Here is a 10606-nt window from a genome sequence, read left to right as displayed (position 1 = left end):
CCGGTACATGGGAAAAAAGCCCCGGCCCCGGTGAATAACCGGAGCCTCCGGTATCTATTTTTTCAGGTCCTTTCGGGCCTGCTCCAGGGCCTGCTCCAGGGTGATGCCCTCCCTGCTTTCCCGGGTAAGCAGATTCTTATAGTTTACCCTAGCTGCTGAGATTTCCGCTTCCCCGGCAATGATTCCCAGGGGGATGCGCTTCTTTTCCGCGTAGCTGAACTGCTGCCCCATTTTCTTGTTGAGGGGGTAAATTTCCACGGAGAGTCCCGCTGCTCTCAGTTCCCGGGCCATTTGGTTGTATGTGCCCAGGAAGGTTTCATCCATCATGAAAATCAGAACATCTGCAAATCGCAGGGACGCAGGGGCGTTCTCCTGCGCATCCTCCTGCTTTTTGCCCTCAAGTTCCTCCATGGCGGCCATAAGCCGGTCCAGACCGATGGAGCTTCCCACGCCCTGAATCTCCGTCTTGGTATAGAGGGAGGCCAGATCATTATAGCGGCCGCCGGAACATACGGATCCGATTCCCGGGAGTTCATCCAGGAATGTCTCGTACACAATACCGGTGTAGTAGTCCAATCCCCGGGTGATTGACGGGTTAATATGGAAGAAATCCCCCATACCTGTCGTATCCGCCAGCTCCAGAATTGTCCTCAGTCTCTTACTGTAATCAGAAGGACCTCCTGCAAGCCGTTCCATTTTATCCAGAGTAGTGGCATTGCTCTCTTCACTGTGGATAAAGCTGAGGATTTGATCCGCATTCTCGTCGCCTGTGAGCTCTTTCAGGGTTTCCCGGGTTTTCTCAGCCCCCAGCTTATTCAGCTTATCCACAGTACGAAGGATCTCTTCACTTTTTTCGCTGATACCCAGATGTCCGAGGAAGTCATTAAAAATACCCCGGTGACTGATGTGAAATTTCACTCCGGGAATTCCCATGTTTCCGAAATTGGCATACATCAGTTGAAGAATTTCAAAATCTGCGGCGGCGCTGTCCACCCCTACAATATCGAAGTCACACTGCATGAATTCCCGGTAGCGCCCTTTCTGAGTGTTTTCTCCCCGGAAAACTTTGCCGAAATGGTAGCGCTTAAAGGGAAGATAGACTTCGTTCACATGTGCACCCATGAAGCGGGCGAAGGGAACGGTGAGATCGAATCGCATGGATACATCCCGTTTCCCGTGATCCTGGAATCGGTAAATTTGCTTATCTGTTTCACCGCTGCCCTTTCCCAGGAGTACTTCGCTGTACTCCAGAATCGGGGTGTCGATGGGGACAAATCCGAAACTTCTGCAACTGTCTTCGATGCTCCGGAGAATATTTCTCCGAAGAATTTCCTGATCGGGGAGAATATCCCGAAAACCTTTTAAAACTCTGGGTTGTATCATGCCACAGAGTCTAATAAAACGGATGAAGATTGTACATAGCGGGTAATTTTCCCATCTTCCCGGGCCGTGGTCCAGCCGATTACCGGGAGAACAAGGCGGGGCGGCGGTTTACTCCGCTGTCAGATAATCCAGGGTTTGGGGGGCAATCCACCCCAGCTGCCCCGGGGGATTCAGTGCGTTTATAAACCCCAGGCGCCATCCGTCGGGAATCCGCCTGATATGGATGGGCCGTGGGACCAGCAGGTCCCTCCGGAGCATTTCTTCCCGTCTGCAGCCCTGCAGCAGGGGGGATGAGGGAGTGCGGCAGGCTTCCTCTTCCGGAGATGAGGAAGAGGGGCAGATGATAAGGTTGGTAAATGTTCCGTCGCTTAGGTATCCGTTCCGGGTTATGATAATCTCGTCATATCCTGGATGTTTTCTGTGCAGCTCCCTGAACAGACTCCGGTCGGAGTATTTTTTGGAGTATTCCACATCGGGCATCTCTATGACTCCGGCTTTGTGAATGAACCGGGGTTGAAAAACCTCCACCTGAATATGCATCTGCAGGGGGAGGGGCTGCTTACCCGGGGCATACTGAATGCGGATTCGTAGACGGGAGGGATTGGGCGTCTCTATGGAAGCCCGCTGGTCTCTATTCTCCAGCGGTTCAATGCAAAGCCCTCGAACGGTTTGGAACAAAAACTCGGGGTCGGGGGGCAATTGGGGCGAAAGGCTGCGGGCCATCCGCTCCATATGACGGTGAAACAGCGGTATATCCAGGGATCTACCGTTTCGAATACCCAGCATGGTCTCAAGGAAGCCGTAATTCTGCTCCAGATGGGAAACCAATTGTACCTGTGAATAATGCTGCTTCATGTAATCGCCTTCGTATGGGAGCTGTTCATGGGCACCTCAGTCTTTTCTCTGGCAGTCTTTTCTCCGGCATTCATTTCTCTGGCAGTCTTTGGGCATTCCTCAGGTGTTCTTCTGGTATTCATTCTTCAGCTGCCCCTGAGGGGAAGTCTGACCTTGGCCTGAAGTTCCAGATACTCGGCCTGTTCTTGACTATAGATAGTGATGCCCCCTCCGCTGCGGAACAGCAGGGAGGAGTTCAGTGCCGGACGCTCCAGATACCGGATCATCACCCCTGAGTTTATATTATATCCGTCGAAAATGCCGCACACGCCGGTGTAATACCCCCGGGGAGAACCTTCCGCCCGGGCGATAATCCTGCAGGTTTCCCGTTTCGGCGCACCGCTGACCGAACCGGCGGGGAGCAGCCGGGCTGTCATATCTCCCAGGAAATCCTTCCAGTCCCGGGGCAGCGCTGCACTGATTCGGCTGGATACCTGAAGCAGGCGGCCCCCTGCCACGGGAATTGGGTCGCAGTAGCGGAATTTTTCCACCTGGATATCCCGTCCAACCCGTCCCAGATCATTTCGCAACAGATCCACAACAGTAATGTGCTCCGCCCGTTCTTTTTCATCTGCCAAAAGCCTTTGCTCTTCCTGCCGCAGGTTCTGTTCCGGCTCTACCAGGGCGGTGCCTTTCATGGGATAGGTATAGATCCGTTCATGATGTGTCTGCACGAAGGTTTCGGGGCTGAAGATGAGAATTTCCCGGGGGATATCCTTCACATCCGGACAGCAGGGGTAGATCCATTCATCGGGTAGGGTGGAAAAATTCATATATACCCGGTATGGGGCTTGAACCTGGAAAAACAGATCTTTCAGCGGAAGCTCCGGTTCGGGCTCCAGCGGGGTGGGAAACGTGAGGTTGCACAGAAATGAATTTCCTGATTGCTGTTCGCTCTGCACCAATTGAAAAGCCCTGGAATAATCCGCTCTTGATATGAAGCGGGGGTTCAGGCTAATATTATTAAACATATTCGAAGATACTGTGGGATGTCGGCCGTAGTCGTTACGTCTGCCCTGAATATTGAAGAGCAGAAAGCTGTCGTGCATCCGGCTCAGAGGTACTATTACGGGATACCGCATTTCAAAATCAATGGCGAAGAAAAACGGAGTCCCGGACCGCCCCAGGCGGTTCATTTCGTTAATCCAATCTGAGTTCATACGTCAGAAAAGTAGCAGCATGATCCCCGTGCTGCAAGTATGTAAAAGAAGAATTATAACTGGGAGAACCTGGTGTTAGTACGCTACAAGACTTTAGAGAATGGAAAAGCCGTCAAGCAGGCGGAAGTGTATACCAAAGCTGAGCATCACATTCGTCTCGGCGATGTGGACAACGATGCGGTTAAAATTATCCGGCGTCTGGAAAAGGCCGGCCATGAGAGCTACATTGTGGGCGGTGCGGTCCGGGACTTGCTCCTGGGTAAGCGACCGAAGGATTTTGACATTGTGACCTCTGCGGAGCCCAACCATATCCGGAAGCTGTTCAGGAATTCACGGATTATCGGGAAGCGCTTCAGGCTTGTTCATATCTTTTTTAAAGATAAGAAGATCATTGAAGTTTCAACCTTCCGGAGCGCCGATTCCAAGGGCTTCAATAATGTTTTCGGGGAAATTGAGGAAGACGCTCTTCGACGGGATTTCTCCATGAATGCCCTCTATTACCACCCCCTCCGTGAGCAGGTGGTGGATTTTGTAAAAGGATATCCTGATATCAAGGCCAGGCGGTTGCGGGCCGTCATCCCCCTGGGAAGAATTTTTCAGGAAGATCCTGTACGGATTATCAGAGCCATCAAGTACGGTGAAAAAACCGGCCTGAAGCCGGGGTTCAGGCTGAAGCGAAAGATGCGATCCCAGGCAGAGCTTTTGAAGGGAATATCCTACTCACGGCTCACCGAAGAAATTTACAAGATACTGGGAAGCGGCTATGCCCGCCCGATTTTTCAGGCCCTCTTTGATCATAATATTACCGAGTACATCCTGCCCGGCCTGGATCAGTTTTTCCGGGGAAAGGATCCGCAGCATGTGAATAACCGCAATGTGTTTTTCGAGCATCTGGCAATCCTGGATGACATTATACACAAGCACAGCGAAACTCCCCGTAGCGTTATGATTCAGTATCTGGTGCGGGATTATGTCATGCGCATAGGTCCGTGGAAGGAGCAGAAGCGCATCCACTTTCCCGAGGTGTATTCGGGTATTAAGGACGTCCTCAAGCCCATGGTTCCGGCGAATAAAGATGTGGAAGATGTAGTAGTAACCCTCATGCGGGAACGTCAGGAAGCGTTAGGAGTTCCCAAGAAGCGAAGCCGACGCAGGAGAAGGAAACCCTCCCCCAAACGGAACTCAGGCTGATCCACACCCGAGGGGCTTGAATCAGCCTGAAAATGATGTTCTGATATTTAGATAATGCCCCAAAGAGTGTGGAAACCTGAAGCTTCCCGAAGCGCTGGAATTACCCTTCTATCCGCTCCAGAATGCGTGTTACCTTTTGTGTATAATTGGAGGGGTCCAGCTGTACGGTGGTCTCAAGGAATTCTTGAGCCTCTTCCAGCCGGTTATCGGCGAACGCATTCACGCCCATTGCATAATAGGTAAGGGCGGCGGTGCTTCCTTTTTCCAGAGATTTCCGATAGTTCAGTTCCGCCAGAGTGTAGTTGCCTTTATCGTAATTAATTAAACCCAGATAGTAATAGGGTATGTGGCTGATATCCCGGCGGTTAATGGCAATGAGGAAATACTCCTCCGATGCATCCAGGTTGCCGGTCTCATATTCGGCGATACCCCCTTCTATCAGCTCCCGATAGGTTTTCTTGTTCTGGAAGTATTCCAGGAAGCTGTTTTGAAGTTCTTCCTGATTCACCCACTGGAAAGCCGAGTTGTAAACCCGCTGGGAGTTGCGTATCAGGTCGGCCTTGGGGTCCATTGCCGAGATGGCGTCCCAGAGTATGCGGTTGTGGCTCCGGTTGTCCGTATTTATCAGGTAATTGATAATTCCCCATGCTTCCGGATAAAAGGCATCTATTCGGTCTTTTGCACGTTCAACATCGATGGCCAGAATTTCCTCAGGAGTCAGGGCTTCATTGCTTCTGCTGCCGAAAAGAATTTCTTTCAGGGTTTCCAGCCATGCCAGATTTTCCCGGTTATTCACCGCAACGAAGTTTTCGTTGAACCGGGCTTTTTCAAAATACACCGCAAACCCTTCTCTGAGCCAGAGAGGAGGATTGTCAATAAAAGCCCTGAGAAACTGGATGAATGCCTGATGAGTGAAGCTCTCGTCCAGCGTCTCGTCATCCGACAGCGTGCCCACAAGCTCTGAACGGGTTACATCGCTGTAATGCAGGTACACAAATTCGTTTCGTGTTTCATCGATTACACGGTTGAGATACCGGTCATATGCACCCTGGCCGGTAAAGATTTGTACTTTCATTTTGAAATCAAGACTGTCCAGATCAAAGTGAAAATAGTCGTTGAACAGGTCCAAATATGCTTCCAGCCGCTCAGCTGTCTGATCCGCATGGTTCTGGCTGATATGGGAGCGCACCCGGTAGTGACTGCTTTCGGACACGAAAGAGTCCTGGGCCCACATGCTCCCCGCCGCAGTCATCAGCATGAGCAGAATAAAGATACTCTTTTTCATTATGTACCTCCGATTACAGTATCGAACACGGCAATATTGTAGGTCAAATTTTATTATCTTCCAGATAAACTATCGGCAGACCTGGACATAAACTTGAGGCCCGGCAAATACCCCGTCTCAGCCTTTCCGTCCCGAACGCCTTTTTGGAATCTCTCCCGAAGTTTTTCTGCCTTCTGGAGTAGGGAAATCATCGATGCTGTCAATTGAAACATGGAGTTCTTCAATGATAATTCCCGTGTACTTTTCAATTTTTTCGATAATATAATCATGCAGACTGTGGAGACTGGTGGCCAGCTCATAACCGAACGGTACAGCCAGTCCCACATCGATAATGTATCCACCCTTGTCCTGGCGGACAATAATTTTGGTCAGGCGTACCGAGTTCAGCTTCTCCTGAACGCAGTGCAGGATCATCTGGCTTAAAGCCGCCTCGGAGATACTCACTAATCCCTTGCGGCTGAATTCCGGCCGGACTACCGACTTTTCAAACTCCGACTCTTTTGCGAAAATCCCCAGACCTCTCCGGAAAAATACCTTGATGGAATCCGCCATGATTCTGGGATATGTACGTTTCACTTCAATTGCAGGCACGGGAATTACATGTTTCCCATGATGCTTTCGGAAATGGATTGCCGTCTCGATCTCATCCGCGGTGGCGATATCTTCGATCTGAATTGTTTTTGCCGGGGGAGGAATCTGGAGCGTACTGCAGATTTTGGCGATCATCCTGGTGCTGGTTCCGATGATAAGTACCTTCTTGGTGTGACTCTGCTCAAGGTAGTGCTTCACTTCCTGTCTGTGCTGCTTATCGGTAAACAGGGCGGTTTTTACCGCCGACAGATAGGCTTTTTCCTTTTTCGCTGATTTTCCCGCAACTATGCGGTTGTTCTCAATAAGGAGTCCGTCATCAACAATAACCGGAATTTTGTACTTCTCCGCAATCAGGCCGGCCCGGAAACTTTTGCCCGTCCCGCTTTTTCCCACCAGGGCAAAAACTCTGAGTCCCCGCATACGCCAGATAGCCTTCGTCCATGCGCGGTGAATATTTGTTAAAATGCCATGTGAAGCCATGTGCCCTCGCTATTGTTGTCTTTCTCTTTACATTATATAACACTGATATGCTATTATATGCACATAATTCGCCCTGGAGTGTAGATGTTCGACGCGGTTAATCCGGTTTTCACCTCGGCTCTGTTGAGCTGGTTTGCAGCACAATTTATTAAGACAATTCTCAATGGGATATATAAACGCAGACTTCATAATGCAGCCGATATTATTGCCAGCCTTATGTGGCGAACCGGAGGAATGCCCTCAAGCCACTCGGCTTTGGTGACTGCCCTCGCGGTGAGCACCGGAATTCTTGAGGGAATAAACACCACCCTGTTTGCACTTTCTCTGTTCTTCGCAATTGTCGTGATCAGGGACGCCCTGGGAGTCCGCCTATCAACAGGACGGCAGGCTCAGGCTCTGAACCGTTTGGGGCGCACCCTGGAGGAACGTGAGCAGATAGATTTCGCCCCGGTGAAAGAGGTTCACGGCCATACTCCCCCTGAGGTGCTGGCGGGAGTTCTTTTGGGCGGCGGCATAGCACTCCTTTCCAGTCTGATGGCCTCATGAAACATAGCGCTCATTCTCTGGCGAGCCCTCTGTTCTGGGCTGCCAGGATAGTACCTCCGGGAATTCTGCTGTTGATGCTGGCGGCGCTGTTTTTTCTGATTCCCGGAATCAGTTCCATGGATAGCACTGTGGGCAACCCGGATCAGGCGGAGCTTCTCATTGTGGAAGTGTCCGGTTCAACCTCCGCCGCAGCCCGTCTCATGGAAAATTACGGCATGGGGAAGATCATCCATCGGGGCAATGCCACCCTGCTGTTCAATAATTTCTCCCAGACCGGGGAGCTTCAGCTTGAACAACTGCTCCAGCGGAATTCTCCTGAAGATCCCAGAGTCCCCCCTTATATACAGGATCTTGCGGGAATATTTGAATCTTCCCGTCACCCGGGAGGTCTGCTGTATGTTCCCGGCGGAAACCACGGAGGGGCGGATCCGGATGCCCTTTCCCGTCACCTTTCACGGAACGGAATGGCCAATTTTGTTCATGTGGACAACCGTCTTCCCCCCTTGTTCGGAGTGCTCATCTGGACGGTACTGTTTGTCCTGGTGCTGATGTACAACCACGGGCGCTTCTGGACGTTCATTGCCGGTGCGGTGGTGCTCCCCCTTTTCTCTGTGCGTATACCCATCCATTTTTCCCTCTTGATTATATATTTCATTGCGCTGAGGGACTTTTTCTACCGCCAGGACCTGGAGTATCAGAGAGAACTCAACCGGGGAGACGCGGGCTCACCCGCCCAACCGGGATTACGGGGTGTATTGAAATATTATGCCCGTAAGCTGTGGGGGCAGCATCCGTATCACATGTTCTGGATCGGCGGACTCGCCGCCGCCATTCTTCTCTCCGCATTGTTTTACGGCAGTCTGGAGAGCATCATGCTTATTCCCCTTACCCTTACCGGCTTTTGGGTGCTTTTGGGTGTAATGAATCATCATGGGCATCTGCGTACCCAACGGGAACATCCCCTGTTTTTTACCCGGGGTATTACCCCCTCATGGGATCTGCCCGGGAGAAAGGAACGGATTCTGGTAATCGCCGCCGTACTCATTGCAGTCAGCGTACCGGTGGTGTTCCGGGTGAATGCCGCAGGTTTCCCGGTGACCTTTATTTCCACGGAGCTACAGGGTAGTCTGGAGAATGGGGAGGAGACCGACCAACTTCTGGGGGAGATCAGGGATGTAATGAAGCTCAGGGTGGAAAATGAAACCCGTCGGGACCCATACCGGGCATTTTCTCCCGCCGCACTTCTGCTGGCTAACCGGGCCTACCAACAGGCTTTTCCCTATTTAGCCCTTCGGCAGAGCGATGCCCAGCAGGCGGGGAGATTTGAGGACGGCCGTGTGCTTCTTAGCAGATTCCGCCGTGAGGAGAATGGTGAGCTGGAATCCTACGATGAGGTGGTCTTGGAAATCGGGAGAATCTGGCTGAAAAATGAGCTGGAGAGCATGGCAGACAATTCTATGCTTCAATTGTATAGTGACGGAGAAAGATGGTATGATGTGCGCCCGGAAAGTTCCATTCCCGTATTCTCCCGGGTTTGGAGTCTGATCCCTGAGTTACTTCTCCTGCTGCTGGCAGCTTTTCCCTGGATAAGTAAAGGCCGCTTCGCGGTTATCAGCAGAATAATTCACCGTGTGAAACCCGGTGGAAGAAAGTGATCCGGGGCTCGGCGTTACCATTTCCGGCCATAAAGAGGTGATCGTGATAGCTCATGAAAAGGGAATTAAGCCCTATTCAATTATAGAACCGGACTTTTCCCGTCCGGTGTGGTCGGCATCCCTGCCGTATCATGCAATAGTACCCCTGCTTCAGCACCAGGGAGTGGAGGCGCTTCCCCTTGTAAAGAAGGGGGATCATGTGAGAGAAGGGCTGCTTATCGGCCGCTGTGAAGAGGGGCGGGGCGCGGCAGTTCACGCACCCATTCCCGGAGTTGTTGAAGATGTGGTGGATATGAAGCTTCCCAGCGGCGAAAGCTGCCGGGGAATACGTATCAGACTGGAAGGGCAGTTCGATTATCTGGGAAAACCCCGGGAACCCCATCCCTGGGAGGATCTGAGCCCCCTGGCTCTTATCGATCTGATATCAGAGAAGGGCCTGGTGCACATGGACGGTTTCACCGAGCCCCTTGGAGACATGCTGAGGGATATGCGGAAGCATAAGGCGGGTTCCATCGTCATCAATGCAGCCAGCGGTTACCCGTTTTTATCCAACGAAATCCGTCTGCTGAAAGAGCATCCGGGAGAGGTTGTGGAAGCGTTGAAAATTCTCTCGAGAATTCTCAGTACCGAAGATGTATGGTTCGTACATCCCGCATCCCACCGCCGCTATGTTATGGAGTTCCGGAAAGCAGCACAATCCCGGGGGGTGAAACTCCGGAGGAAAATTCGTTCCGACAAGTACCCGGCGGGAGACCCGTATGAACTCATTCATATGGTCTCCAAAAAAGAGCTGATGCCCCAGGCTGATTTTTCCAGTTCCCCGGTTGCCGTGCTGGCAGTGTCCACCCTCTTTGCCGTGTATGAAGCGGTGGTGCTTCGTAAAGCGCTGGTCGACAGGCTCATCACCATTGGGGGGGGAGCTCTGGGGGCAGCACGAACTGTCCGGGTGCGCATCGGAACCCCGATTTCCGCAGTGTTTGCAGAGGTTGGGGGCCTCCAGCGGGAGGCGGCGAAGCTTTTGGTGGGAAATCCCCTTCAGGGGTATGAAATCGTGGAGGCGGACAGTCCGGTTACCAAACAGGTCACTGCGGTGCTCGCCCTCACCCAGGAAGAGCTTGGAATCGAACAGGAACGTCCCTGCATCCAATGCGGTGCATGTGTGGATCATTGTCCCGCCAATCTGGAGCCGGTGATCCTTCATAAACTGCTTCGCCAGGACAGACTCAATGAAGCCCTTGAGGCCGGGCTGAACGCATGCAGGGTGTGCGGTATCTGCTCCCATGTGTGTCCCTCCCACATTCCTCTTACGGGAATAATCCGGGATGGTATGGTACGAAGCTCCCAGGAGCTGCAGGAGTCACAGGAGCTGCAGGAGGTCCAGGGGCAGCAGGCATCAGACACAATTATCAAGGGAGACTGAT

The 10606-nt window shown here is 52.1% G+C and carries 9 protein-coding genes; 4 read left to right on the top strand and 5 right to left on the bottom strand.

Going from position 1 to position 10606, the window contains the following annotated elements:
• Window positions 1–54: 54 nt before the first annotated feature.
• The 3 genes from hisS to AC52PS_RS08690 all read right to left on the bottom strand — a co-directional run bounded on the left by hisS (window position 55) and on the right by AC52PS_RS08690 (window position 3437).
• Entirely contained in the window at window positions 55–1383 is a 1329-nt protein-coding gene (gene hisS / locus AC52PS_RS08700) for a histidine--tRNA ligase (protein WP_495562668.1), read from the bottom strand.
• 108 nt (window positions 1384–1491) lie between these two features.
• Complete coding sequence (locus tag AC52PS_RS08695) at window positions 1492–2238, bottom strand: aminotransferase class IV (protein ID WP_495562667.1); 747 nt, start codon at window positions 2236–2238, stop codon at window positions 1492–1494.
• A 125-nt stretch (window positions 2239–2363) separates the two neighbouring features.
• On the bottom strand, window positions 2364–3437 hold the full coding sequence (locus AC52PS_RS08690; protein ID WP_495562666.1) for an aminodeoxychorismate synthase component I: 1074 nt from the start codon (window positions 3435–3437) through the stop codon (window positions 2364–2366).
• Between the two features lie 72 nt (window positions 3438–3509).
• Between AC52PS_RS08690 and pcnB the strand changes: the two genes are divergently transcribed.
• Window positions 3510–4628: a polynucleotide adenylyltransferase PcnB gene (gene pcnB / locus AC52PS_RS08685; protein WP_495562665.1), complete on the top strand. Its 1119-nt coding sequence runs from the start codon at window positions 3510–3512 to the stop codon at window positions 4626–4628.
• Window positions 4629–4728: 100 nt separating this feature from the next.
• On the opposite strand, the gene AC52PS_RS08680 is transcribed toward pcnB, so the two are convergent.
• Together AC52PS_RS08680 and AC52PS_RS08675 are read right to left on the bottom strand one after the other, a co-directional pair.
• Window positions 4729–5913, bottom strand: a complete 1185-nt coding sequence (locus AC52PS_RS08680; RefSeq protein WP_495562664.1) for a DUF1570 domain-containing protein — start codon at window positions 5911–5913, stop codon at window positions 4729–4731.
• A 117-nt stretch (window positions 5914–6030) separates the two neighbouring features.
• Window positions 6031–6984, bottom strand: a complete 954-nt coding sequence (locus AC52PS_RS08675) for an Asp23/Gls24 family envelope stress response protein (RefSeq protein ID WP_495562663.1) — start codon at window positions 6982–6984, stop codon at window positions 6031–6033.
• Between the two features lie 84 nt (window positions 6985–7068).
• Here AC52PS_RS08675 and AC52PS_RS08670 point away from each other — a divergent pair, with 84 nt between their 5' ends.
• Genes AC52PS_RS08670 through AC52PS_RS08660 form a run of 3 tightly spaced genes read left to right on the top strand, consistent with a single transcriptional unit; the run spans window position 7069 to window position 10605 of the window.
• The gene (locus tag AC52PS_RS08670; RefSeq protein ID WP_495562662.1) at window positions 7069–7530 is read left to right on the top strand and encodes a divergent PAP2 family protein; all 462 of its coding nucleotides are present in this window, start codon (window positions 7069–7071) and stop codon (window positions 7528–7530) included.
• Window positions 7527–9185: a hypothetical protein gene (locus AC52PS_RS08665; protein WP_495562661.1), complete on the top strand. Its 1659-nt coding sequence runs from the start codon at window positions 7527–7529 to the stop codon at window positions 9183–9185. The genes AC52PS_RS08670 and AC52PS_RS08665 overlap by 4 nt, the downstream gene beginning before the upstream one ends.
• Before the next feature lie 43 nt (window positions 9186–9228).
• The gene (locus AC52PS_RS08660) at window positions 9229–10605 is read left to right on the top strand and encodes an RnfC family protein (protein ID WP_495562660.1); all 1377 of its coding nucleotides are present in this window, start codon (window positions 9229–9231) and stop codon (window positions 10603–10605) included.
• The last annotated feature ends 1 nt before the right edge of the window (window position 10606 follow it).

Source organism: Salinispira sp. (assembly GCF_059431795.1).
This window is presented reverse-complemented; position numbering and strand designations above follow the sequence as displayed.

What these genes read in the sequence shown, in the direction of transcription:
- hisS (WP_495562668.1), bottom strand. Translation starts at nt 1,383, where the DNA reads ATGATACAACCCAGAGTTTTAAAAGGTTTTCGGGATATTCTCCCCGAT.
- AC52PS_RS08690 (WP_495562666.1), bottom strand. Translation starts at nt 3,437, where the DNA reads ATGAACTCAGATTGGATTAACGAAATGAACCGCCTGGGGCGGTCCGGG.
- AC52PS_RS08675 (WP_495562663.1), bottom strand. Translation starts at nt 6,984, where the DNA reads ATGGCTTCACATGGCATTTTAACAAATATTCACCGCGCATGGACGAAG.
- AC52PS_RS08665 (WP_495562661.1), top strand. Translation starts at nt 7,527, where the DNA reads ATGAAACATAGCGCTCATTCTCTGGCGAGCCCTCTGTTCTGGGCTGCC.
- AC52PS_RS08680 (WP_495562664.1), bottom strand. Translation starts at nt 5,913, where the DNA reads ATGAAAAAGAGTATCTTTATTCTGCTCATGCTGATGACTGCGGCGGGG.
- AC52PS_RS08695 (WP_495562667.1), bottom strand. Translation starts at nt 2,238, where the DNA reads ATGAAGCAGCATTATTCACAGGTACAATTGGTTTCCCATCTGGAGCAG.
- AC52PS_RS08670 (WP_495562662.1), top strand. Translation starts at nt 7,069, where the DNA reads ATGTTCGACGCGGTTAATCCGGTTTTCACCTCGGCTCTGTTGAGCTGG.